17 protein-coding genes are annotated in these 24,386 nt (G+C 64.5%); 11 read left to right on the top strand and 6 right to left on the bottom strand.

Going from position 1 to position 24,386, the window contains the following annotated elements:
* Positions 1-3: 3 nt before the first annotated feature.
* From A8G00_RS14245 to A8G00_RS14230, 4 genes are all read left to right on the top strand, one after another.
* Positions 4-3,018 (top strand): TonB-dependent receptor, encoded by a 3,015-nt coding sequence (locus A8G00_RS14245; RefSeq protein ID WP_103000962.1) that lies wholly within the window; start codon positions 4-6, stop codon positions 3,016-3,018.
* A 70-nt stretch (positions 3,019-3,088) separates the two neighbouring features.
* Positions 3,089-3,352, top strand: coding sequence for a hypothetical protein (locus A8G00_RS14240; protein ID WP_053085656.1), 264 nt, complete (start codon positions 3,089-3,091; stop codon positions 3,350-3,352).
* A gap of 351 nt (positions 3,353-3,703) precedes the next feature.
* The gene (locus A8G00_RS14235) at positions 3,704-6,541 is read left to right on the top strand and encodes a TonB-dependent siderophore receptor (RefSeq protein WP_253257999.1); all 2,838 of its coding nucleotides are present in this window, start codon (positions 3,704-3,706) and stop codon (positions 6,539-6,541) included.
* A 66-nt stretch (positions 6,542-6,607) separates the two neighbouring features.
* Positions 6,608-7,612, top strand: a complete 1,005-nt coding sequence (locus A8G00_RS14230) for a hypothetical protein (protein WP_103000961.1) — start codon at positions 6,608-6,610, stop codon at positions 7,610-7,612.
* Between the two features lie 8 nt (positions 7,613-7,620).
* Here A8G00_RS14230 and A8G00_RS14225 read toward each other — a convergent pair whose 3' ends face one another.
* The 3 genes from A8G00_RS14225 to A8G00_RS14215 all read right to left on the bottom strand — a co-directional run bounded on the left by A8G00_RS14225 (position 7,621) and on the right by A8G00_RS14215 (position 12,865).
* Positions 7,621-8,343 (bottom strand): 2OG-Fe(II) oxygenase family protein, encoded by a 723-nt coding sequence (locus A8G00_RS14225; RefSeq protein ID WP_103000980.1) that lies wholly within the window; start codon positions 8,341-8,343, stop codon positions 7,621-7,623.
* A gap of 77 nt (positions 8,344-8,420) precedes the next feature.
* Complete coding sequence (gene clpB, locus A8G00_RS14220) at positions 8,421-11,000, bottom strand: ATP-dependent chaperone ClpB (RefSeq protein ID WP_103000979.1); 2,580 nt, start codon at positions 10,998-11,000, stop codon at positions 8,421-8,423.
* 215 nt (positions 11,001-11,215) lie between these two features.
* Positions 11,216-12,865, bottom strand: a complete 1,650-nt coding sequence (locus tag A8G00_RS14215; protein ID WP_103000960.1) for a M28 family metallopeptidase — start codon at positions 12,863-12,865, stop codon at positions 11,216-11,218.
* Between the two features lie 173 nt (positions 12,866-13,038).
* Here A8G00_RS14215 and A8G00_RS14210 point away from each other — a divergent pair, with 173 nt between their 5' ends.
* From A8G00_RS14210 to A8G00_RS14180, 7 genes are all read left to right on the top strand, one after another.
* Positions 13,039-15,909, top strand: a complete 2,871-nt coding sequence (locus tag A8G00_RS14210; RefSeq protein ID WP_103000959.1) for a pitrilysin family protein — start codon at positions 13,039-13,041, stop codon at positions 15,907-15,909.
* Positions 15,910-15,932: 23 nt separating this feature from the next.
* Positions 15,933-16,235: a hypothetical protein gene (locus A8G00_RS14205; RefSeq protein WP_103000958.1), complete on the top strand. Its 303-nt coding sequence runs from the start codon at positions 15,933-15,935 to the stop codon at positions 16,233-16,235.
* A gap of 224 nt (positions 16,236-16,459) precedes the next feature.
* Entirely contained in the window at positions 16,460-16,909 is a 450-nt protein-coding gene (locus A8G00_RS14200; protein ID WP_025549803.1) for a MarR family winged helix-turn-helix transcriptional regulator, read from the top strand.
* A 42-nt stretch (positions 16,910-16,951) separates the two neighbouring features.
* Positions 16,952-19,012 carry an FUSC family protein gene (locus A8G00_RS14195; protein ID WP_103000957.1) on the top strand — a complete coding sequence of 687 codons (2,061 nt, stop codon included), beginning with the start codon at positions 16,952-16,954 and terminating at the stop codon, positions 19,010-19,012.
* Positions 19,009-19,224, top strand: a complete 216-nt coding sequence (locus tag A8G00_RS14190) for a DUF1656 domain-containing protein (RefSeq protein WP_025549801.1) — start codon at positions 19,009-19,011, stop codon at positions 19,222-19,224. The genes A8G00_RS14195 and A8G00_RS14190 overlap by 4 nt, the downstream gene beginning before the upstream one ends.
* Positions 19,221-20,138, top strand: a complete 918-nt coding sequence (locus A8G00_RS14185) for an efflux RND transporter periplasmic adaptor subunit (protein WP_103000956.1) — start codon at positions 19,221-19,223, stop codon at positions 20,136-20,138. The genes A8G00_RS14190 and A8G00_RS14185 overlap by 4 nt, the downstream gene beginning before the upstream one ends.
* Positions 20,139-20,184: 46 nt before the next feature.
* Complete coding sequence (locus A8G00_RS14180; protein WP_103000955.1) at positions 20,185-21,573, top strand: efflux transporter outer membrane subunit; 1,389 nt, start codon at positions 20,185-20,187, stop codon at positions 21,571-21,573.
* Between the two features lie 133 nt (positions 21,574-21,706).
* Here A8G00_RS14180 and pal read toward each other — a convergent pair whose 3' ends face one another.
* From pal to A8G00_RS14165, 3 genes are all read right to left on the bottom strand, one after another.
* Positions 21,707-22,219, bottom strand: coding sequence for a peptidoglycan-associated lipoprotein Pal (gene pal, locus A8G00_RS14175; RefSeq protein ID WP_044660423.1), 513 nt, complete (start codon positions 22,217-22,219; stop codon positions 21,707-21,709).
* Positions 22,220-22,333: 114 nt separating this feature from the next.
* Complete coding sequence (tolB, locus tag A8G00_RS14170) at positions 22,334-23,647, bottom strand: Tol-Pal system beta propeller repeat protein TolB (RefSeq protein WP_044660422.1); 1,314 nt, start codon at positions 23,645-23,647, stop codon at positions 22,334-22,336.
* A gap of 32 nt (positions 23,648-23,679) precedes the next feature.
* Positions 23,680-24,386: cell envelope biogenesis protein TolA (locus A8G00_RS14165; RefSeq protein WP_103000954.1), on the bottom strand; the 707-nt coding region annotated here is incomplete at its 5' end.

The following is a 24,386-nucleotide window of genomic DNA, read 5'->3' as shown; positions in this document are numbered from 1 at the left end:
ATAGTGAAGACCATAACCAAGATTGGGCTGCGCGGTGGCGCGGCTCTCCAGGTGCTGACTCTTGTCAGCGCCGGCCTTACGACTTTCTCCGCACCCGCATTCGCGCAAGCGTCGCAAGCTTCCTCGGACGAACCGTCTAGTGACACGATCGTCGTTACCGGTTCCATTATTCGCCGCACTGACGCCGAAACACCCTCGCCAGTGACCCGGGTCACAACTGAGGAACTGGACCGCCGTGGCATCAACACCGTGCAGGACGGCATTCAGAAACTGGCCTCCAATAATGGCCCCGCCCTTACCAACGGCTTCACTGCCAACGGCGCTTTCGCTGGCGGTGCATCCGCTGTCTCGCTGCGTGGTCTGTCAACCAACTCGACGCTCGTGCTGTTCGACGGCCTGCGCGCTGCTTATTACCCGCTGGCGGACGACGGTTCGCGGAATTTCGTCGACCTCAACACCATTCAGGACGATATCGTTGAAAATGTCGAAGTCCTGAAGGACGGGGCTTCCTCCAGCTACGGCGCGGATGCCATCGCCGGCGTGGTTAACATTATCACCAAGCGTGAATTCAAGGGCATTGCCGGTCGGGTCGAGGCAGGTGTTGCCGAAAATGGCGCTGGGGGTAGTCAACGCCTGTCGCTGATGGCCGGCACCGGCGATCTGGATGACAATGGTTTCAACGCTTATATCAGCGGCTTCTACTATCATTCGGAAGCGGTTTATAATCGTCAGCTTGATGCGCCCTTTAATTCTTCCGATCAGCGCGGCATCGGCGGCCATAACGGCCAGGCCTATGGTCTGGACGCGAACGGCGTTCTGGAAAATAATGGCACGCTGACAGCGCAGGGCGATGGTAATTACAATCTGGGCAACCTGTATGTTCGCCCAGCAGACGCTCTCACCAACACCGCAATTGCGGGCAGCCGCTATCAGTTGCTGGCCGGCCGTTGTCTCAACGGTACGCCCTATGCCCCGACGGCTGCAGACCGCGCACCCAGCAACAACGCCAATATTCCAAACCTCGTCTGCAACGAGGACGGCGTGAACAAATATGGTGTCGTCGCTCCCGAAATTCAGCGTTTCGGCGGTTCCGCACGGATCACAGCTCGCGTTGGCGATACGTCGGAAGCATATCTGTCTGTCAATTTCCAGCAGTCCACCGTCAGCTATACCGGTGGTCCGCCGACGATCCGCGGAAATGCGCCGACCGGCATTTTTTATCCGCAGTTCTCGACGTCGAGCAATGCCGCCGTGCGCGCGCCTGGCTCATTCGTGCTGTCGCTGCCCGTCTATGTCTGCGCTCGTTCCACCGTTGGCCCGTGCACCGCGACCAACGGCACGCTGAATCCCAACAATCCGTTTGCTACGGCCGGCCAGAATGCGCTGATCATCGGCGGCCTTCCCACGACGATCACGTCCAACGAAACCCGCAGCCGCGTCTATCGCGCTGCTGCTGGCATTCAGGGCACGATATTCGACGATGTCGACTACAAGGTCGATTTTACGGCGATGCACACCGATCTGCGCCGCAAGATGGATGGCTATGTCTATATCCAGCACCTGCTGGATGTGATCAAGGACGGGTCGTATAACTTCGTCAATCCGGCCGCGAACAGCCAAGACGTTCAGGATTATCTGACGCCAACGAACATCTCGAATGCCTCGTCGGACCTGTATCAGGGCCAGTTCACCATGTCGAAGGCGATCGCAGATTTGCCGGGCGGTCCGCTGCAGGTCGCGATCGGCGGATCGATCTATCATGAAGCCGTCGACGCTCCCAGCGCCAACTCGGACATCAATGGTCCCACCATGCGTTATTTCACTCTCAACGCATTTGGTACCAAGGGTAGCCGCACCGTTTCGTCGGCCTTCGGTGAAATCGTCGCTCCTGTCATCGACCAAGTCGAACTGGAAGCGTCGGGTCGTTATGACCACTATAGCTCGGGTCAAAGCGCCTTCTCGCCCAAATTTGGCATCAAGGTGAAGCCGGTTCGTCAGTTGCTGCTGCGCGGCACCTATTCGAAGGGCTTCCGTATCCCGTCCTTCGGTGAAGCCAATGCTTTGCCGACCACCGGTTATGTGTCGCAGGTTGCCGCCAACATCCCGGCGGCTTTCCGCGCTCAATATGGTGCGGCTTGTGCCACTACACCGGCATCCTGCCCGACCTATCTGACCAACTACTCTATCGGTCAGACGACGCTGGCTTCGCCCAATCTCAACCCAGAGAAGTCGCGCAGCTTCACGGCCGGCGCGGTGTTCGAGCCGATCCGCAACCTGTCATTCACCGTTGACTATTACAACATCAAGAAGACTGGGGCGATCACCTCCCCGTCGACGGCGCCTGCTATCGCAGCTTATTACGCCGGCCAGCCGATCCCGGCCGGCTTCAACGTCATCGCCGACGCGCCCGACGTTAACAATCCGACGGCCACTCCGCGTATAGCCTTCGTTGAATCGACGCTGATCAACTCCGACACCATCAAGTCGGAAGGTATCGACTTCGGCGCGAACTTCACTCACGATTTTGGCGGTGTGAAGTGGTCGAGCAATCTGGAAGCTTCCATGCTGATCAATCTCAGCACGACCTTCCCCGACGGCACGACCGAAAAATATGTCGGTACCCTGGGTAACTTCAACCTGACGGCTGGTTCGGGCACGTTCAAGTGGCATGGCTATTGGTCGAATACGCTGGACTTCGGCAAGCTGGCTTTGACTGGCACCGTCAACTACACGTCGGGCTATGACCTGTCGGCGATGGATCAGGGGAATGAGTATAAGGATTGCGGTCTGTCGCCTGGCTACGGCGACTGTCATGTGTCCAAGTACATCACCTTCGACCTGAACACGAACTTCAAGGTCACGGATAAGGTGAACTTCTATGTGAACGTCATCAATCTGTTCGACAACCTGCCGGACATCGACCCGGTCACCTATGGTGCGTTCCTGTACAACTCGGTTCAGGCGGGCGAAGGCGTGTATGGCCGGATTTTCCGGGCCGGCGCGCGCTTCAAGTTCTGATCGGACGAAATGCAAACAGAAGAGGCGGTCTCTTGTCGAGGCCGCCTTTTTCGTAAAGGAGGAATTTTCGATGAAGCTGTTTCCCATCATTCTGATCTGCGGGTCTGTGCTGGTTCCGCCGACTTTCGCAGCCGATGCACCGTCCGGTCAGGCGATGTCAGCGGGGAGCGCCGCGGAAAAGAAAATCTGCCGCCGGGAAACGGTAACAGGGTCGTTCATGCCCAAGCGCACTTGCCATACGCGAGCGGAGTGGGAAGCGATCGAACAGAATGCGAATGCGGAAAAGGACCGAGCAGGTACACGCTCATTGTCGGGGAATTGGCGTTCGAACTAATCGCGGCATGAAAAAGCTGCGTGACTGGGATGTTCACCATTCACCTTATATCCACGGCTGTGTTGATCGGGATCAACAGCATCTTCCAATGGACAAAGCCCTCCTGAGCCTAGCGGCTTCTTCTCCTCCTTTGCAGCCGCCCCCAGGACGGGCTTGCGGCTGTTGCATTTCAGCGACATAGCGGCGAGCAAAATTATCGCAGGTTAGTTCCGTAGCTTTACTTTTGTTAAATGGCTGAGCAGGCTTTGTTCGTCCGCGCCGTTTCGACGCCACGCAAGTGGCCAGACAGGGCGGAGAGAGGCAGAGACACTCGAAGCAAGGGGTAGAGCTTTGATCCATATTAAAAAGAGCATGTTGCGTTCCGGCGCGGCACCGATGATCCTGTCCATGGCACTGGTCGCAGGGCCTGCCTTCTCTCAGAGCGAACCCCAGGCGGCGGCTCCCGAAGCAGAAGATACGATCATTGTCACCGGATCGCGCATCCAGCGGCCGGATCTCGAAGCGAGCAGTCCTGTGGCTGTGCTCTCCGCCGAGCAGATCAAACAGGTCAATACCGTGACGGTCGAACAGATCCTGTCGTCCAACCCCCAATTCATGGCGGGCTTCGGCGGATCTTCCAACAACCCGGGCGATGGTTCGGCCACGGTCGACCTTCGCGGCCTGGGGGAAAACCGCACGCTGGTGCTGATCGATGGCAAGCGTGCGCCTTTCTACGATACGTCGGGCGCTGTCGACGTCAACAGCATCCCCACGGCACTGATCAAGCGGATCGATGTGCTGACCGGTGGCGCATCCGCCGTTTATGGCTCGGATGCCGTGGCAGGCGTAGTCAACTTCGTTCTGGACGACCGGTTCGAAGGGCTCGCAGCCGATGGCAGCAGCCAGATTTCCAGCCGGGGCGACGGCGCGCTCTATAATATCAGCCTGACTGGCGGCATCAAATTGGGCGACCGGGGCAATCTGGTCGTGTCGGGCGGCTATTCAAAGCGCAACGGCGTCTATTTCGGCGCCCGCCGCCGGAACGCAACCGCGCTGGATTCGAGTGACCTGGTCAGCTCTGGCGGCTCCAGCAATGGCGTCCCAACGCTGTTCGACATTCCCGGGGACGAGGACGGCACCGTTGGGGGGCTGCAACAGGTCCAACCTGATGGCTCGCTGTCCAGCGATGTCGAGCTCTACAACTTCAATCCCGTCAACTATGCCCAGTTGCCCTTCGAACGCTATAATGTGATGGCGCTCGGCCGGTATGAAGTGACCGACGGCGTAGAGGCTTATGGCCGTTTCAGCTACAGCCATGTGAAGGTCGAGACGAACCTGGCGCCGACGGCGACCGCAGGTTTCGGCTTCAATCTCGATCCCAGCAACCCCTTCCTGTCGGATGCGATGCGCGCCGCCTTCTTCGACCAGGTGGCCAATCCCTTCCTGCAGATCAACGATGGATCGGATGTCGCTGAAGATCCCACGGCGCGTGCTGGAACGTCCAACATCGGCATCCGCCGCCGCATGGTCGAAACCGGCGGCCGTTTGAGCACCTACACCACGAACAATTTTCAGTTTGTGGGTGGTCTGCGGGGGCAGATCGGCGATGGGCTGAACTATGATCTCTTCGCGCAATACGGGCAATCGAAGCGCGACACCGTGCTGCGTAACGACCTGTCCTATACGGCTCTGCAGCAAGCGCTGGACGTGGTCCAGGGGCCCAACGGCCCGCAATGCTTCGATCCGTCCAATGGCTGCGTGCCGCTCAACATCTTCACCACGACGCCGGTGACACAGCAGCAGCTCGCCTTCGTTCTGCGTAACGCGACGGAAAATACCAAGACAACCCAGTTCATCGCGGGCGGCAGCCTGGCGGGTGACATCGGTTTTCTGAAGAGCCCCTGGGCCGAAGGCCCGGCGGCTTTCTCGATCGGTGCGGAATATCGCCGGGAAAAGGGCACGACCAAGGTCGATCCGCTCTATGCGTCGGGCGATCTCATCTATTATGGTCAGGGTCAGAACATTTCCGGCAAATATGACGTCAAGGAACTTTATGCGGAACTGAAAATGCCGCTGGTTCAGGAACGGCCGGGCATCTACGCGCTGAATGTGGAGGGCGGGTACCGTTATTCCGATTACTCGACCGTCGGGTCGGTTCATACCTACAAGTTCGGCGGCGACTATGCGCCGATCAATGGCGTGCGTTTGCGCGGCATCTATCAGCGCGCCGTTCGCGCCCCTAATCTCTATGAACTATACTCTCCTGTCGTGGCAGCCACCGGCAGTCTTCAGGTCGATCCTTGTGCGGGCAGCAATGTGCCTGCCGACATCGCTGCCATCTGTATCGCGCAGGGGGCTCCGACCGTGGGCGCGATTGCGCAGCCGATTTCGGGTCAGGTCAACATCTTCACTGGCGGAAATCAGAATCTGCATGAGGAAAAGGCCGATACGGTCACGCTCGGCCTGGTGGTAAACCCGCCGTCTCTGCGGAATTTCACCTTCTCGCTCGATTATTACCGCATCAAGATAAAGGATGCGGTCGATGACACGCCCGTCTTCGTGACGATGAACCAATGCTATAATATCGATAAGGACCCCAACAGCGCCGCTTGTGCCGGCATCGTGCGCAACCCGGTAACAGGCGGACTCAGCGGCGACACGACCATTGGCGTGCCATCGCAGCTGGGCAACGTCGCCGGCATCAAGACGGAGGGGCTGGACATCACCGCCAGCTATCGCGGCGGTTCGTCGGAAGGCTTCAATTACAGCATCAACTTCGCTGGCACCTACGTCTTTTCGTTCAAGAAGCAGAGCGATCCGACTTCCCCCGTTTATGAATGCGCGGGTACTTTCGGCGGTGCATGCGACATGGAGCCGCTGCCGGAATGGAAGCATGTTCTGGACCTGAACCTCGGCTTCAAGGGCTTCACGCTGAACAGCCGCTGGCGCTATCTGGGTTCGGTCAAGCAAGATGCCGCGACCGACATTCTGAGGTCCAAGATCGGCGGATATTCCTATTTCGATGAGACGCTCAGCGTCAATGTCGAAGATGGAGTGACGTTCCGCCTGGGCGTGCTGAACTTGTTCGACAAGAAGCCTCCGATCGTGGGCGACACGGTCGGCGCGTCAGCCAACGGCGGCAGCACCTTCCCCAATACCTATGATGTGATCGGGCGGCAGTTCTTCGCCGGCGCGTCGATCAAGTTCTGATGCTGAAGGGCCGGGGCCGATCATTAAGGCGGTCCCGGCCCGGTTTATTGCCGCTATGACGGGGGAATGACTCACCGCGAATCGGTTCTTTACGATCCCACCTGGCTCCCGCACAGGATCGATCCGGATCGTGGCGAGATACTGTTCCTGCGCTGTGATCCCGATAGGATTGCCGCCGCCTCCTTCATTGACGGGCGTACGGACATCGGCGTCGGTTCCAGCCTTGCCCTGCCTATTGCCGATCTGCTGCGACAGCCTTTGCCATCCCGCCCCACCTGCCGTTTTCTCTTCCATATCGGTTTTTGCGGCTCGACTTTATTGTCGCGGCTGATCGAGGCGCCTGGTCATGTGCGGGTGCTGCGGGAGCCGAACATATTTGCCGATCTGGCGAATTATCGCGCCGCGCTCGACCGAAGGGAAAGCAATGCGGAAATGAGCGACCGGTTGGTGCAGCATATCTGTTTGCTGCTCCATCGCCCCTGGTCCCCTGGCGAGATCATGGTGGTGAAGCCATCCAACTGGGCCAATAATCTGTTGCCCTCGATAATGTCCGTCGGTCCGCTGCGAGCGATTTTCCTCACCATGACGCGCCCGGCCTTTCTTCAGGCGGTGTGCCGGGGCGGCAGCGATCGGCTGGCCTTTGCGGCTCGGGCGGCGGTCCATCTGTCCAGCAGGGGCACGCGCGACGCCAGTCAGGTGTCGGGCGCACTGGCTCGCAAAGGCGACGATCTGGATCGCTTGCTCGCGCTAACGCTGGTGCTGCATGCGATCCAGCAGCGCGCCTTTGAAAAAGCGATGAAGCAGTCTGGTCAAAAGGAGGTGCGCCTTCTCCATGGGGAGGGTTTGCGGACGGACCCACAGCATCTTGCTCGTCAGGCGATGCAAACGCTGGCGGTGCCGCAGCCGATGCTGGCGGATACCGTCGCGCATTGGTCCGGACGGAACGCCAAGACGCCGGATCAAGCTTATTCGGTGCAGGATGAAAGGGATGCGGACGGCCGGGCCGCAACAGCCATCGGGGACCGGATGGAGGCAGCCTTGCAATGGGCGAACGAAGCTTTGGGTAACTGAATGCGGGATCAATCGGGTTGCCGGCCTGTCCGAAGCCAGCCTGTCACCGAAAGGCGTTCGGCACCGGCAAAGGGCGCCACATGGCTCACACTGTGCGGTTGCCCGATGGCGAACAGGCTCAGTCCGTTGAAGTGAGGAACGAATATGTCGGTGACATTCTCGCCCGCGCCATGGAACAGCAATAGCCCGCCCCAATCCGGTCGCCATCCCGGCGTCAAACCCAATATATAGGCCAGCCGCCTATTCTTGCCGGCGACGGCATCATCATGCCGCGTCAGGAAGTCTCCCGGCCGATAGCGGGTGGCCTGCGCATCGGCAAAGCCGATCCCCTTTTCTCCTGTGATCGCCGCGATGAATTCCAGGACCTCCTGAGAACTCATGAAGGTTGCAAAAGCCGCGAGATGCTCGCTGGCCGCTTGCCTCTTCGATTTTTCATCCGGCACGCGGATGGTGTCGAACTGGAACTGAAAACCATGGCTGGCCTTGGCGAACATGGCCTGTTCCAGGGTCTTGCGCGTCTCGTCCGGCAAAGCATCGAACCGATCGGCAGCGATTTCGAAGACCTGGCTTTCGCCGTTGATGACATGGCGCCAATCGGAGCGTTCGCTCAGACTGGCGCGCAACGCCAGAGCCTGAGGGGCTTCAAGGAAATCGGCGATCTGCACGCGGCCCTCGCATGCAAAATGCTCTCGCAAAATCGCTTCGTCCAAGTCCGGATTCAACTTGAACATGGGGAATGAAGGGCGTTCCATATGGACGGACTATAACGATTTTCCCGTCCGGGAAACGCCCCTCTTTGGCTCCCGCGTCAGCCCACACTCAACCTCAACGCCCCATCCCCTTCATCCACCCTCACGGTCGCGCCATCCGGCACTTCGCCGCGCAGGATCAGGTCGGCCAGCGGGTCCTGCAAATAGCGCTGCACCGCGCGCTTCAGCGGCCTTGCGCCGTAGACCGGATCATAACCCACCCGGCCCAGCCATGCCCGTGCGCCGTCGGTCAGGTCGAGTTTCACCTTCCGGTCCTTCAGCAGCTTGCCGATCCGCGCCACCTGGATGTCCACGATCGGCGCCATATGGGCGGCGCCCAGGCGGTGGAACAGGATCACCTCGTCCAGCCGGTTCAGGAATTCCGGCCGGAAATGCGCGCGGACGATGTCCATCACCTGATCCTCGACCTTCTCGACCGGCTCGTCATCCGCGAGCGAAGCGATGAACTGGCTGCCCAGGTTCGACGTCAGCACGATGATCGTGTTGGTGAAGTCCACCGTCCGGCCCTGACCATCGGTCAGGCGGCCGTCATCCAGCACCTGGAGCAGCACGTTGAACACATCGCTGTGCGCCTTCTCCACCTCGTCGAACAGCACGACCTGATAGGGGCGGCGACGGACAGCTTCGGTCAGCACGCCGCCTTCCTCATAGCCGACATAGCCCGGCGGCGCGCCGATCAGCCGGGCGACCGAGTGCTTCTCCATGAACTCGCTCATGTCGATGCGCACCATCGCGCTGTCGTCGTCGAACAGGAATCCGGCGAGCGCCTTGGTCAGCTCCGTCTTGCCCACGCCCGTTGGCCCCAGGAACAGGAACGATCCCAGCGGCCGGTTCGGGTCCTGCAAACCCGCCCGCGAACGGCGCACCGCGGTCGACACGGCCTTGACCGCATCGGCCTGGCCGATGACGCGCTTACCCAGTTCCTCTTCCATGGCGAGCAGCTTCTCGCGCTCGCCCTCCATCATCCTGTCGACGGGGATGCCGGTCCAGCGGCTGACGACCGAAGCGATGTCCTCGCTCGTCACTTCCTCGCGCAGCATCGCGCCCTGCGTGACGTTCTGGGCCTCGGCCAGCTTGCGCTCCAGCTCCGGAATGCGGCCATAGGCCAGCTCGCCCGCCTTGGCGAGGTCGCCCGCGCGCTGCGCCTGGTCCAGTTCAACGCGGGCAGCGTCCAACTGCTCCTTGAGCTTGCTTTCGCCCGCGATCTTGTCCTTCTCCGCCTGCCAGCGCTGGGTGAGTTCGGCCGACTGCTGCTCCAGATTGGCTAGGTCTTCTTCCAGCGCCGCCAAGCGATCCTGCGAAGCCTTGTCCGTCTCCTTCTTCAGCGCCTCCCGCTCGATCTTGAGCTGGATGATCCGCCGGTCGAGCGTCTCGATCTCCTCCGGCTTGCTCTCCACCTCCATGCGCAACCGCGACGCCGCCTCGTCCATCAGGTCGATGGCCTTGTCCGGCAGGAAACGGTCGGTGATGTATCGGTTGGAGAGAGTCGCCGCCGACACGATCGCGCCGTCGGTGATCCGCACGCCATGGTGCAACTCATATTTCTCCTTCAGGCCCCGCAGGATGGAGATGGTGTCCTCCACCGTCGGCTCGCCCACGAAGACAGGCTGGAACCGCCGCTGCAACGCGGGGTCCTTCTCGACATATTTGCGATATTCGTCGAGCGTGGTCGCGCCGATGCAGTGCAGTTCGCCGCGCGCCAGGGCAGGCTTCAACAAATTGCCCGCGTCCATCGCGCCCTCGGACTTGCCCGCGCCGATCAGCGTGTGCATCTCGTCGATGAAGAGGACGATCTGCCCCTCCGCGCCCTTCACCTCGTCCAGCACGCCTTTCAGCCGCTCCTCGAACTCGCCGCGATATTTGGCGCCCGCGATCAGGCTGCCCATGTCGAGCGCCATCAGCGTGCGGTCCTTCAGCGTATCGGGCACGTCGCCATTGGCGATGCGCAGCGCCAGCCCCTCGGCAATGGCGGTCTTGCCGACGCCGGGATCGCCGATGAGGACGGGATTATTCTTGGTGCGGCGGGCCAGGATCTGGATCGTCCGCCGGATTTCCTCGTCACGGCCGATCACGGGGTCCAGCTTGCCCTCGCGCGCCGCTTCGGTCAGGTCGCGGGCGAATTTCTTGAGCGCGTCGTAGCGATCCTCCGCGCCCGCCGTGTCGGCGGTGCGCCCCCCGCGCAGATTGTTGATCACGGCATTCAGCGCCTCCGCCTTCACACCAGCCGCCGCCAAAGCCTTGCCAGCCGCCGTGGTGGTGGCGAGGGTGAGGGCCAGCAACAGCCGCTCGACGGTGACGAAGCTGTCCCCCGCCTTGGTCGCGATCTGTTCGGCACTGTCCAGAACGCGCACGGCATCATTGTCCAGGCCGGGGGTCTGCTGCGCGCCGCTGCCGGATACGGCAGGCACCTTGGCCAGCGCTGCATCGGTTTCGCGCAGCGCCACGCCGGCGTCGCCGCCCGCTGCCTTGATCAGGCCGGACGCCATGCCCTGCTGGTCCTCCAGCAACGCCTTCAGCAGATGCTCCGGGCCGATGCGCTGATGGCTCATCCGGATCGCGACGGTCTGCGCCGACTGGAGGAAGCCCTTGGCGCGGTCAGTGAATTTTTCGAGGTTCATCATGTTCCCCTTCGTGAAGCTCGTCACGATGTAATGTTGCATAAAAGCAACACAAGAGGCTCTACGCAAATATCCTTACGTCCTGGCGCACCGTGTTCCTTACGAAGGCGGGAAGCCGGTCCCGCCGTCAGAACTGGACTCCTGCATTGGCTCAGGCCGACCTTCGGGTCGCGGGAGCACGTTGCGTTAAACCTCGGGCGGGGAACACATGTTCCCTATCGCTTCACCGCTTTTGGCGCATCCGGCGCAAAGGCGTCCCCGAAGAAATCCCCCTTGTACCAGAGCGGCGCCTGCGGCTCGTCCGCGATCTCCCGCGCGATGGCATAGTTCACCTTGGCGAACTTGGCCGCCGCGCCCCAGTTGAAGGGCAGGCTCATCTGGTCGGAAAGCTGGTGATAGTCGGTCTTGAGGAAATGTTCGAACGCCTCTTTCCCCGGCCCGGCGAAACCGGTCATCAGGAACACCGCCGGCACCCCCTCCTGCACGAAGCGATAATGGTCGGACCGGGTGAACAGCCCTTCGGCCGGCAGGGGATCGGGCGAGAGCGAAACGCCCTCGGCCTTCGCCGCTTTCTCGACAATCGGCCCCAAGGTCGAATGATCGGCGCCGAAGGCGATCACGTCCTGAAAATCATAGGTCAGGATCGGCATGTCGAGATTGACCACGCCGACCAGCTTGCCCCCCGCCGTCAGGACGGGGTTCCGCGCCAGATATTGCGACCCCAGCAGCCCGTCTTCCTCCGCCGTCACCGCCGCGAAGAGGATGGAGCGTTTCGGCCGCTCCCCGCTCTCCGCAAAGGCCTTGGCCACCGCCAGCAGGGTCGCCACGCCCGACGCATTGTCCATCGCGCCATTATAGACCCTGTCCGGCCCCTTGCCGTCTTCCTTGATCCCCAGATGGTCGAGATGCGCCATCAGCAGCACATATTCCCGGGCCAGCGCCGGGTCGGAACCGGGCAGCACCGCCAGCACATTGCGGCTGGGCGCGGTCTCGACGGTGCTGGTGCGGTCGATGCGGATGCCGGGCTTCAGCGCGAAGCCCTTGGGGCGGACGCCCTTCTTCTCCGCCTCGGCACGGATCGCGGCCAGGCTCCTGCCCGATCCGGCGAGCAGCGCGTCGGCGGCGGCGCCGGTCACTGTGCCGGTGCCGCGGATCCCGGGGGTGCGGACATAGGGCTGGCCGTCTTTTTCCAGCCAGCTCACCGTCGGATGCTGCGCCCGGTCGCGCAGCTTCTCCCAGGGGGTGCGGCGCAGATAGCCGGTGGTGGGAATGGTGATGAGGCCGATGGCCCCGGCCTGCTGCGCCGCCAGCGCCTTTTCGGCGGCCAGGTGCGCGCCGATCTCGCTCGGCATGCCGACGGGCGAGCCGGACAGCGCCACCGCGAACTTGCCGCGCAGGTCGAGACCGGCATAGTCGTCGATCTTCTCGCGCCCGGATTTCAGGCCATAGCCGACGAACACCGCCTGCGCCTCGATGCTTTGTCGCGGCTCCCGGCCGAAGGCGCCGACAGCGACATCGTCGCCATTGGCGAAGCGCCTGCCGCCGATGTCCATCGACGGGGCGGCCCCCTTGTCGAGCCGCGCCACGGCAAGCGTCACGGGCTGATACCAGCTATCGGCAACCGCCTGCCGCAGGCCCAGTGTCTCGAACCGCGCGGCGACATAGCGGGCGGCGATGTCATAGCCGCGCGTGCCCGCGTCGCGCCCCTCCAGCAGGTCGTCGGCCAGGAAGCCGATGTCGGCCCGAATGTCCTCCGCACTGATGGCGGGTGCGGTTTCGGCGGGTGCGGTTCCGGCGGGTGCTGGGCCGGGGGTGGCGAGGGCAAGGGCGAAGGTGGAAGCGAAGGCGAAGGACCGAAGGCGCATCGGGTGCGAAAACCTCTGTTTATGGTTGGAAGGGAAACCTAGCGCGCTGGTTTCGTCTGTCCAGCGGCCTCTCGCCCTTGCCGGAGGATGAGGCGCCTCTCCCACATGCGTATTGCACAGCTAAAACGCCCCGCTATGCTGCCCGCCGATCCACTGACCATCATGAGGCGCCGATGACCTTCTCCCCCATTTCCCGCCGGATGGCCCTGATGCTCGGCCTGTCCTCGCTCGCGTTCGTGCCCATGATGCAGGCGGCGGCTGCTCCGGCGTCCCAGGCGGCGAGCGCGCCCGCGCCGCTTTCCAGCCTGGTCGCGGCGGTGAACATTCCCTATGAGCAGTTCACGCTGAAGAACGGGCTGCGCGTCATCGTCCACACCGACCGCAAGGCGCCGGTCGTTGGCGTGTCCATCTGGTATCATGTCGGCTCGCGCTTCGAACCGGCGGGCAAGACCGGCTTCGCCCATCTGTTCGAGCATCTGATGTTCTACGGCTCCGAAAATGCCGACGGGCCTTTCTTCGGGCGGCTGGAGGACATCGGCGCCACCGACTGGAACGGCACGACCTGGTTCGACCGCACCAATTATTTCGAGACGGTGCCGACCGGCGCGCTGGACCGGGCGCTGTTCCTGGAATCCGACCGCATGGGCCATCTGCTGGGCGCCGTCACCCAGACCAAGCTCGATACCCAGCGCGGCGTCGTGCAGAATGAAAAGCGCATGGGCGAGAATGAGCCCTATGGGCTGGTCGAATATGCGCAGCTCGCCGCCATGCTGCCGGAGGGGCATCCCTACCGCCACTCCACCATCGGTTCGATGGCGGACCTGAACGCTGCCAGCCTTGCCGATGTGCAGACATGGTTCAAGACCCATTATGGTCCGAACAACGCCGTGCTGGTGCTGGCGGGCGACATCGACGTGCCGACGGCGAAGGCCAAGGTCGAGAAGTGGTTCGGCAATATCCCCGCCGGTCCCGCGCCCAGGGATGTGGATGCGGCCGTCCCGACGCTCGACAAGGATGTCGAGAAGGTGATGCACGACAATGTCGCCGCCACCCGGCTCTATCGCAACTGGATCGTGCCGGGGGTGAATTCGGACGATCTGACGCCGCTCAACCTGGCGATGGCTGTGTTCGGCGGCCTCAAATCCTCGCGGCTCGACAATATCCTCGTGCGGGACGAGAAGGTCGCCGTGGGCGTGAAGGCCAGCATCCAGCCCTTCGAGAAGCTCTCCATCGCGGAGATCACCGTGGACGTGAAGCCGGGACAGGACCCGGCGGCGGTGGGCAAGCGGCTCGACCAGCTTCTGGCCGACTATCTCGCCAAGGGGCCGACGGCGGACGAGGTGCAGCGCGCCGCGACGCAGCAGCTTTCGGGCACCATCGGCGGGCTGGAGAAGGTCGGCGGCTTCAGCGGCAAGGCGGTGACGCTGGCCGAGGGCGCCGTCTATTCGGGCGATCCGGCCAAATATAAGAAGGATCTGGCCGCCGCCGCCGCCGCGACGCCCCAATCGGTGAGCGAGGCGGCGCGCAAATGGTTGTCCCGCCCGGTGTTCCGCCTGACCGTGGCCCCGGGCGAGCGGTCGGCCGAGGACAATGCGCTGGCGGGCAACGCGACCCATCACCCGGCCTATTTCCGCGATCCCAAGAAGCCCGCGCCGGTCGCGGCGACCCCGCCGCCGCCCACAAAAATCGCTGAGCCGGGGATCGAGCCGGTCAAGGACCTGGAATTCCCGGCGGTCGAGCATGCGACGCTCAAGAACGGCATTCCCATCGTCTTCGCGCGCCGAGCAACGGTGCCGGTGGTGCGGGTGTCGGTGTCCTTCGATGCGGGCAACGCGGCCGACGACAAGGCGAAGCTGGGCACGGCGGGCCTGACCACCGCGCTGCTGGACGAAGGCACGACGACGCGCAGCTCTGTGCAGATCGCGGAGGAGCAGGAACGGCTGGGCGCCTCGATCAGCGCGGGCAATGGCATGGACGCGACCAATGTCGGCCTCTATGCGCTCAAGCCCAATCTGGACGCCTCGCTGGGCCTGCTGGCGGACGTGATCCGCAACCCGGCCTTCGCGCCGGCGGAGGTCGAACGCCTGCGCGGCCAGGTGCTGACCCGGATCGCGGCGGAAAAGACCGAACCCATGCCGATCGCGCAACGCCTGCTGCCGCCGCTTCTCTATGGGCAGGCGCATCCCTATGGCATTCCCTTCACCGGATCGGGCACGGAAAGCGGCGTCAAGGCGGTGACGCGGGCCGATCTCGTCGCCTTCCACGACAAATGGATGCGGCCCGACAATGCGACGATCTTCGTCACCGGCGACACGACGCTGGCCGACGTGATGCCGCTGCTGGAAAAGCGCTTCGGGGACTGGAAGGCGCCCAAGGCGGCCAAGGGCGCCAAGCTGTTCCGCATGGACCGCATGATGCGCCCTTCGCGCATCATCCTGGTCGACAAGCCGCAAAGCCCGCAGTCGATGATCCTCGCCGGGCTGCTCACCAACAAGGCGGGCACGGACAATCCGGTCACGCTGCTGACCGCCAATGAGGTGCTGGGCGGCAGCTCGACCTCCCGCCTGATCATGGACCTGCGAGAGACCAAGGGCTGGGCCTATTATGCGGGCAGCGCGCTGCCCGGCGTCAAGGATACGATCCCGCTGCTGGTCTATGCCCCGGTCCAGACCGACAAGACCGGGGAGTCCATCGTCGCCGCGCGGAAGGACATCAGCGACTTCCTGACCGCCAAGGGCACGACGGAGGCGGAACGCAACCAGACGATCAACAGCCAGATCCTGTCGCTGCCCGGCAGTTTCGAAACCTCGTCCGACCTGCTCGGCGCGATGATGCGCAACCGGATGCTCGGGCGGCCGGACGATTATTATGAGACGCTACCGGGCGTGTACCGCGCGATGACGGCTGCCGATCTCGACAAGGCGGCGCGGGATGCGATCAATCCCGACCGGCTGATCTGGGTGGTCGTGGGCGACGCGAAACTGGTGAAACCGCAGCTTGACGTCGTCGGCCTTCCGGTGGAAATGGGCACATTGGCCGATTGACGGTTACGTAAAGGAGAAGTGCTATGGCAGCAGTGGATGGCGCCTATGACTGCGTCGCGAAAACGCCGATGGGCGACCAGAATGGCGTGCTGACGGTCATCAGCTCGGGCGACGGCTTTCATGGCACCTTCGCGGGCATGATGGGTTCGCTCGACGTGGCCGAGGGCAAGGTGGACGGCAACAAGCTGCGCTGGAAGATGAACATGACGCTGCCGATGCCGATGACGCTGGAATGCGAGGCGGAGGTGAATGGCGATTCCATCACCGGGACGATGCAGCTTGGCGCGTTCGGCACTGCGGGCTTTTCGGGCACGCGTCGGGCCTGAGGGTTCCAGCAGGGCGGAAAAGAGGGCCGGAAACGCAAGTTTCCGGCCCTCTTTCGTGCTGCGCCAAAAACTTCCCCTATGCGCAACATGGGGGACCGCCCGCGGACGCGGCAGGTCGTGGCCCCTTTTAACTCCACCCGCCCAAGGCTGCTTCTCCTCCCATCCTGCGATGGAGAGAAACTAAAATCCCTTGACGCGGGACATTAGTTAGCTATCTAAGAAAAATGTCCCGATCGGAGTTGAAGCGCGCTCTCGCGCATAAAATGCCACAGGTGGCGCGCCAGTGGCGGCAACTGGCCGATCTGGCGCTGGCGGAATTCGGCGTTTCGAACAGCGCGGGCTGGTGCCTCATCTATCTCGACCGGCTGGGCCCCGACGTCCGGCAGGCGGATCTGGCAGAGGAACTGGGCATCGCCCAGCCTTCGCTGGTCCGGACCCTCGACCAGCTGCAGGCGGCGGGGCTTGTGGAGCGCGTACCCAATCCCGATGATCGGCGGTCGAATCGAGTCGCCTTCACGCCGGAGGGGCAGGAGCTGGTGGGCCGGATAGAGGCCAGGCTGGAGAATCTTCGGCGCGAATTGCTCGACGGCGTGCCCGACGCCGCGATCGAGATCATCGTCAACCTGCTGAACCTGCTGGAGCGGCGCATGGCCGAGCGGCGGGGTCAGTCGTAACGGGACGGCCCGCCATGAATGGCCCGACATGCGAGCGCTGATATGAACGCCCTTGGAGAGCGCATCGGCTGGCCTGCCGCGCTCTTTTCCCTGAAATGCTTCGCGGCGGCGATGCTGGCGCTCTATGTCGCGCTCAGCATCGGGCTGGAGCGGCCCTATTGGGCGTTCCTGACCAGCTATATCGTCGCCCAGCCGCTGGCCGGGGCGGTGATTTCCAAGGCGGTGTTCCGCGTCATCGGCACGCTGACCGGCGCGATCTTCTCCGTCGCCATCGTGCCGCCGCTGGTCAATGCGCCGGAACTGCTGTCGCTCGCCATGGCGCTTTGGCTGGCCCTGTACGTCTTCGTCTCCCTGCTCGACCGCACGCCGCGATCCTATATGTTCGTGCTGGCGGGCTATAGCGCCTGCCTCATCGTCTTCCCCGACGTCGACACGCCACAGACCATCTTCACCGTGGCGACGCTGCGCGTGCAGGAAATCACCATCGGCATCATGTGCGGCAGCCTGGTCCACGGCGTCGTCTTCCCCGGCTCCATCACCAATCTGCTGCTGGCGCGGGTGGAGGCGATGCTGCGCGATGCGGAACGCTGGTCGCATGACGCCATCGCGTTGGAGCCGGTGGAGGGGCTGGCGCAGGAACGCCGCCGTCTGGCGCAGGACATCACCGAGCTGCACCAGATGTCGGTGCACCTGCCGTTCGACATCAGCCGCCTCGCGCCCCGCGTGCGCACGGTGCGCGCGATGCAGGACCAGCTTTCGCTGCTTCTGCCACTGGGCGCGGCCGTGGAGGACCGGCTGGCCATGCTGAAGGCGGCAAGCGGCGGAAAGGTGCCGCAGGAGGTCGAAGAACTAATCGCGGATGTCCGCGCCTGGATCGTCAACCCCGGCGACGACATCATCCTTCGCACCGCGGCGGCGGATGCCCTGATCGCCCGCTGCGCCGCTCTGGAGCCTGCGGCGCGGGAGGAGATGGGGTGGGCGGACATGATGCGCCTCAGCCTGTTCGCCCGGCTGGCCGCCCTGATCGCGGCGCATCGCGACTGCCGCGACCTTTACGACCAGATGGTGACGCACAGGCGGGAGGCGGTTAGCCCCCGCGTCGGTGAGTTGCTGGAGGGGCGGCGCAACCGCGAACTGCACAGGGATTATGCCGGGGCGGCGCGCGGGGCCCTCGGCGCCTTCGTCACCGTGGCCGTGGGCTGCGCATTGTGGATCGGCAGCGGCTGGAAGGACGGCGGCAGCGCGGTGATGCTGGCGGGCGTGTTCCTTTCCCTGTTCGCCGCGTCGGACAATCCGCTGGCGCCGCTCAAGGGCTTCATGATCGGCACCATCGCCGCTTCGCTGCTCGGCGCGGTCTATGGCTATGCGATCATGCCGCGCCTCGACGGCTTCGCCATGCTGGCGGCCGCCTATGCCCCGATGCTGCTGTTGCTCGGCACGATGATGGCGTCGCCGCGCTGGATGGGCATCGCCCTGCCGACGCTGCTGGGGCTGGGCAGCCCGGTGCTGCTGTCGGATCGCTATGTCAGCGCCTTTGCCAGCTACGCCAACGGCACCGTGGCGCAGCTGGTGGGCATCTGGTTCGCGATCATCATGGCCGGGCTGTTGCAGTCGGCGGGGGTGGAGCGGGCGATCCGGCGCACGGTGCGCGCGGGCTGGAACGACATTGCCAACCGCGCCACGTTGATGACGCCGCCCGATCTGCGCGGCTGGATCAACCGGATGCTGGACCGCATCGCCCTGTTGGCGCCGCGTCTGGCGGCGGTGCGGTCCGACAGCGGGCGGCCGCTCTACGACGCGCTGCGCGACCTGCGGACCGGCGTCGCCATTGGCGAATTGCGGCAATTGCGGCTCGACCTGCCCGCCGATGAAGCGGCGCCGCTGGCCGATGTGCTGACGGGCGTCAGCGCGCATTATCGCGGGCTGGACCCGGATGCGCCCGCGCCCGCGAAGCCCGCCCTGCTCACCGACATCGACCATGCGATCAGCGACCTGTCGCGCAATCCCAGCGCGGTGATCCGGCGGGAGGCCATACTCGCGCTGGTCAGCCTGCGCCGCAACCTGTTCCCTGAAAGCGAAGGCTATCGGAGAGTGGCCGCATGACCGGAGAAATCGCCCTGGGCGGCGTCTATGTGCCGACCCTGTTGTTGCTCGCGCTGGTGGCGCTGATCCTGAGTTGGGGCGTCACCCGGCTGATCGGCGCTTTCGGTCTCTATCGTTTCCTCGCCTATCGCGCGGCGGTCGACCTCAGCATCTTCGTGCTGGTGCTGGGCGCGCTCGCCCTCCTCGTTCCCACCCTTGGAATCCGCCTATGAACCGTTTTGCCGCCACGCTGATCCCCCCTGCCCTGATCAGGAGCGCCGCCACCATCGTCATCGTCATCGCCGCCGTGCTGGTGGCGATATGGATGTGGAACCATTATGAGCGCAGCCCCTGGACCCGCGACGGGCGGGTGCGCGCCGATGTGGTGCGGGTGACGCCGGACATTGGCGGGCTCGTCACCTCCGTCGCCGTGCATGACAACCAGGCGGTCAGGGCGGGCGACCTGCTGTTCGTGATCGACCGGCCGCGCTATGCGCTGGCGCTGGAGCAGGCGGAGGCGCAGATCGCCAGCGCCCGGGCCACACTCGGTCAGGCGCGGCGGGAGGCGACCCGCGACGTCGCGCTGGGCGAGCTGGTGGCGAAGGAGGCGCATGAACAGAATGTCGCGCGCGTCGCGACGGCGGAGGCTGCGCTGGCCGAAGCGATGAGCGCGCGCGATGCCGCCGCCCTCAATCTCAAGCGAACGCGGGTGGTCGCCTCGGTCAACGGCGTGGTCACGAACCTCGACCTGCATCCGGGCGATTTCGTCGCTGCGGGGCAGCAGGCCATGGCGCTGGTCGACCGCGACAGCCTGCGCATCGAAGGCTATTTCGAGGAAACCAAGCTGCCGCTGGTCTGCATCGGCGCGCCGGTGACGGTGCGGCTGATGGGCGAGGCGCAGGACCTCCACGGGCGGGTCGACAGCATCGCCTATGGCATCAACGACAGCAGCCGTTCGGATTCGGGCAATCTGCTGCCGACCGTCGAGCCGACCTTCTCCTGGGTCCGCCTGGCCCAGCGCATCCCGGTACGGGTGAAGCTGACACGGGTGCCGCCGGAGGTGAAGCTGATCGCCGGGCGCACGGCCACGGTGACGATCGAACCGGCGCGGAAGGACGCGAAGCCGGGGGTGTGCCGCCATGCATGAAATGCGGGCTCTTGGCACCTTTTCATCGGGGAGAGGTGGGGCGAAGATGTGGACGCCCTTTCTGGCCTTGGCGCTGGCGGCCTGCGCGACCGCAGGCCCGGACTATCGCCCCCCGGAAAAGTCCGCCGCAACCGCCCCCGCCGCGCAGGGCGCTTTCCTGTCGGCGCAGGGCCCCAGTTTCACCGATGCCGAACTGCCCGATCATTGGTGGCGGCTCTACGACGATCCCCGGCTGGATGCGCTGGTCGGGCAGGCGCTCGCCGCCAACACCGACCTGCGCGTGGCGGATGCGAACCTGACCGCGGCGGAGGCGGTGCTGCGCGAGGCGGAGGCAGGGCGCACCGTCGGCACCACAGTCAGCGGCGGCGGGACGCTTGCCCGGCCTTCCGGCACGGCGGAGAGCCTGCCGGGCGTGGTCGGCTATGATCTGGGCCTTGCCGCCTCCTATCCGCTCGACCTCAACGGCCGGATCAGGCGCGCGATAGAGGCGAGCACCGCCGACCTGGAAACGGTCGTGGCGGCGCGCGACTATGTGCGGGTCAGCGTGGCGGCCGCCACGGCCAGGGCCTATGCGCAGGTCTGCGCCGCCAATTATTCGCTGACCGTCAACCGGCGCGTCGTCGCGCTTCAGCGGGAGACGCTCAACGCCACCCAGCGGCTGTTCAGGGGTGGGCGCGGCACCGCCTTCGACGTCAGCCGGGCGCAGGCGGCGGTCGACGCCAGCGAGGCGAGCCTTCCCGCCTTCGATGCACAGCGGCAGAGCGGACTCTATCTGCTGGCGACGCTGCTGGGGCGATCGCCCGCGGATTATCCCAGGGAAGTGGAGGGCTGCGCGACGCTGCCGGCGCTGAACGCACCCATGCCCGTGGGCGACGGCGCGGCGCTGATCCGGCGGCGGCCCGACATCCGGCAGGCGGAACGCAGCATCGCCGCCGACACCGCCCGCGTCGGGATGGCGACCGCGGACCTCTATCCGCAGGTCAGCATCGGCGGATCGCTGGGGCTCGCCGGACCGCTCAAAAGCTTCGGTTCGGGCACCAGCTTCGGCATGAGCCTGGGACCGCTGCTGAGCTGGAGCTTCCCCAACCGGCCTGTCGTCAGGGCGCGGATCGCGCAGGCCGATGCGCAGGTACAGGCCGATCTGGCTCGTTTCGACGGGACCGTGCTGGAGGCTTTGCGGCAGACGGAAACGGCGCTGGAAAGCTACCGCCGCCATGCCGAGCAGACGGCCGCGCTCGACCGGGCGCGGGACAGCGCAGGCTTTTCGGCGGCGCAGGCAGGCAAGCTGTTCCGCTTCGGGCGCGGCGATTTCCTGTCCCTGCTGGACGCGCAGCGCTCGCTCGCCAATGCGGAGGCTTCGGCGGCGGCGGCGCGGGTGCAGTTGGTGCAGGACCAGATCGCCATCTTCCTCGCTCTCGGCGGTGGCTGGTCGTAAGCTGGTTTGACCAGATCAGGGCGCAACATGCTCCTGCGCGGGAACTGGCTGCCATTTAAAGGGGAAAAGAACACCCGCCGATCCTGGTGACCGGCGGGTCATGGAGCTGTTGAGACTCCAATGCTTCACGGGATCAATATTGGACGGTGACCGTCACCGCGCGGCGGTTCTGCGCCCAGGCCGCTTCGTCCGAACCCAGGGCGGCGGGGCGTTCCTTGCCATAGCTGACGGTGGTGATGCGGCCGGCGTCGATGCCCAGCGACGCGAGATAGTTCTTCGCCGCATTGGCGCGGCGCTCGCCCAAGGCGATATTATAGTCGCGGGTGCCGCGCTCGTCGGCATGACCCTCTATGGTCACGCGGACATTGGGGTTCTGTTGCAGCCAGGCGGCCTGGCTCTGCAGTATCTGCTGATCCTGCGCGTCGACATCATATTGGTCGGTGTCGAACAGGATGCGGTCCGACGAGACGGAAGCCACGAAATCCTCCTGGCTGCCCTTGACCGGGCCCGAAGGCGTCGCCGGTCCGCCGGTCTGGGCCGAACCGTCGCCGCCGGGCGCAGGCGGCAGTTCCTGCGGCGGCTTCTTGGAGCAGGCGGCAAGGGCTATGACGGCGGTCGCCATCAGCAGGGGACGGGATAGTTTCATCGGGTTGCTCCTCAACATGGTCTGAAAGTCGTTACGCAGTCGGGACGATTCGGTTCCGATATAATGCAGATCAGGAGCGTGGGCAGTCCGCCCTGAGTGGGATGGCCGCGCATATCAGGGCAGCAAGGGCCCCCAGGCCGGGTCCGAACCGCTGAGCGGCGTCGGTATGCGCCGTTCGTTCACGCCGGTCAGGTCGACCTGCCACACCTGGCTGCTGCCCTCCCGGCCCGGCGTGGTGCGGAAATATTGCAGCACGCGGCCATTGGGCGACCAGCTCGGCTGCTCATCCTGCCAGCCATTGGTCAGGATGCGCTCATTGTCGCCGGTCGGCGTCATGACCGCGATCTTGAAGTCGCCTGAAATCTTGGTGAAGGCGATCAGGTCGCCGCGCGGGCTCCATTCGGGCGTCGCATAGCGGCCGCCGCCATGGCTGATCCGGCGCTGGCCCGAACCGTCGGCGTTCATGACATAGATTTGCTGGCTGCCGGAGCGGTCGCTTTCGAAGACGATCTGGCGGCCGTCGGGCGAATAGCTGCCGCCGACATCGATGCCCGGCGCCGTGGTCAGGCGCACGGGCGCGCCGCCGCTGGCCGAAACGCGATAGATGTCCGTATTGCCGGCGATCGCCATGGAAAAGAGGATGTTGCGGCCGTCGGGCGACCAGCGCGGCGCGAAGGTCGGATTGTTGCTTTCCGTCACCAGCCGCTGCCGTCCCGTGCCGATGTCATAGACATAGATGCGGACCCGGTTGTTCAGGTAGCTCACATAGACGATCGACTTGTAGTCGGGCGAAAAGCGCGGGGTCAGCGCGATCGACTGGCCATTGGTGATGAAGCGGTGGTTCGCGCCGTCCGAATCCATGATGGCGAGGCGCTTGGTGCGGTTCCCTTTGGGACCGCTTTCCGCGATATAGGCGATGCGGCTGTCGAAGAAGGGGCTTTCCCCCGACAGGCGCGCATAGATGGCATCGGCGCATTTATGCGCGGCCCGCCGCCAGTCGCGGGGCGCGACGACATAGCCCTGCCGCGTCAGTTCCTGCTTCAGCGCCACGTCGTAGAGATAGCAGCCGACGGTGATGTCCGCCTCGCCCCCGGTGGTGCGGACGAAGCCCTGCACCAGCGCCTGATAGGCGCCCCATTTATCGTAGGCGGGATTGGTGACTTCGGGAAAGGCGATGGTCGGGATGCCGCCGGGGCCGGAGGGATCGAACAGGCCCGACCCCTTGAGGTCGGCGGCGATCACCTCCGCGATCTTGCGGCCCAGTTCGGTGGAACCGCCCGCCGGTGTCGAGACTTCCGCCTGCGCCGGCAGCGCGGGGACGACGATCTTGAGGTTGGAGGAGGATTCGTCCGTCACATCGACGCTGAGCTGCGCGGAAGCGGCGGGCGCGAACGCCAGCAGCAGCGCCCCCAGCGTGGCGCCGAACATGGCTCGGGCCTTTCCTGTCCTGAAGGGTCGGGTCATTGCGATAGCCTCTTGTCGAAGGAGATGCGGAGGGATTTCCAGCCATCATAAAGAGCGGGCGGCAGCTTGAACGGCGCGGCCAGGCGGATCGCCTTCACCGCCAGTTCCTGATGCAGCGTCACCTGCGTGCGGTTGCTGGCGGTGATGCCGGTGGTGTTGACGACCTGCGGCTGCCCCGCGAGCGAACCGTCGCGGGCAAGCTGCACATCGACGAAGGTGCGAAGCTGCTCGATGTCCGCGCCGCTCGGGGATTTCCAATAGGGCTTGAGCTGGCGGCGGATTTCCGCGTCCAGCGCGGCCTTCTGCGCGGGGCCCATGGCGGCGGCGGGCACCGGCGCGGGCTTGCGCGGCGCGTCATCCTCGGTGTCGATGCCCTTCAGGAAATCCTTGCCCAGCAGCGATCCCTTGGGCTTGTCCGCCTTGCCCTGTCCCGACGCGCGGGCAGGCGCGTCGGACCTGGGCCTGGCGGCGGGCTTCTGCGACGCCTTGGCGGGCGCGGCGGCGGCTGGCTTGGGTTTTTCCGGCGCAGGCTTGGACTTGGCGGGGGCGGGTTTTTCCGCCGCCGGCTTGGGCTTGGCGGCGGATACATCCTTCTTCGGCGGAGCGGGCGCGGGCTTGGGCGGCGCTGGCTTTGCCACCGGCTTGGGGGGGGCGGGCCGGGGTGCCGGTGCCGCCGGGGTCGGTTCGGGCTGCGGCGCCGGCT

Origin of the sequence: Sphingobium sp. SA916, from assembly GCF_002894065.1 — a bacterium.
In the GTDB taxonomy this organism is placed as follows: Bacteria; Pseudomonadota; Alphaproteobacteria; order Sphingomonadales; family Sphingomonadaceae; genus Sphingobium; species Sphingobium fuliginis.
The sequence above is the reverse complement of the archived record's forward strand: the minus strand, read 5'-3'. Positions and strand labels throughout refer to the sequence as shown.

Excerpts from the sequence above, each read along its gene's own strand:
- A8G00_RS14240 (WP_053085656.1), top strand. The coding sequence starts at position 3,089 with ATGAAGCTGTTTCCCATCATTCTGATCTGCGGGTCTGTGCTGGTTCCG.
- A8G00_RS14235 (WP_253257999.1), top strand. The coding sequence starts at position 3,704 with ATGTTGCGTTCCGGCGCGGCACCGATGATCCTGTCCATGGCACTGGTC.
- A8G00_RS14230 (WP_103000961.1), top strand. The coding sequence starts at position 6,608 with ATGACTCACCGCGAATCGGTTCTTTACGATCCCACCTGGCTCCCGCAC.
- A8G00_RS14225 (WP_103000980.1), bottom strand. The coding sequence starts at position 8,343 with ATGTTCAAGTTGAATCCGGACTTGGACGAAGCGATTTTGCGAGAGCAT.
- clpB (WP_103000979.1), bottom strand. The coding sequence starts at position 11,000 with ATGAACCTCGAAAAATTCACTGACCGCGCCAAGGGCTTCCTCCAGTCG.
- A8G00_RS14215 (WP_103000960.1), bottom strand. The coding sequence starts at position 12,865 with ATGCGCCTTCGGTCCTTCGCCTTCGCTTCCACCTTCGCCCTTGCCCTC.
- A8G00_RS14210 (WP_103000959.1), top strand. The coding sequence starts at position 13,039 with ATGACCTTCTCCCCCATTTCCCGCCGGATGGCCCTGATGCTCGGCCTG.
- A8G00_RS14205 (WP_103000958.1), top strand. The coding sequence starts at position 15,933 with ATGGCAGCAGTGGATGGCGCCTATGACTGCGTCGCGAAAACGCCGATG.
- A8G00_RS14200 (WP_025549803.1), top strand. The coding sequence starts at position 16,460 with ATGTCCCGATCGGAGTTGAAGCGCGCTCTCGCGCATAAAATGCCACAG.
- A8G00_RS14195 (WP_103000957.1), top strand. The coding sequence starts at position 16,952 with ATGAACGCCCTTGGAGAGCGCATCGGCTGGCCTGCCGCGCTCTTTTCC.
- A8G00_RS14190 (WP_025549801.1), top strand. The coding sequence starts at position 19,009 with ATGACCGGAGAAATCGCCCTGGGCGGCGTCTATGTGCCGACCCTGTTG.
- A8G00_RS14185 (WP_103000956.1), top strand. The coding sequence starts at position 19,221 with ATGAACCGTTTTGCCGCCACGCTGATCCCCCCTGCCCTGATCAGGAGC.
- A8G00_RS14180 (WP_103000955.1), top strand. The coding sequence starts at position 20,185 with ATGTGGACGCCCTTTCTGGCCTTGGCGCTGGCGGCCTGCGCGACCGCA.
- pal (WP_044660423.1), bottom strand. The coding sequence starts at position 22,219 with ATGAAACTATCCCGTCCCCTGCTGATGGCGACCGCCGTCATAGCCCTT.
- tolB (WP_044660422.1), bottom strand. The coding sequence starts at position 23,647 with ATGTTCGGCGCCACGCTGGGGGCGCTGCTGCTGGCGTTCGCGCCCGCC.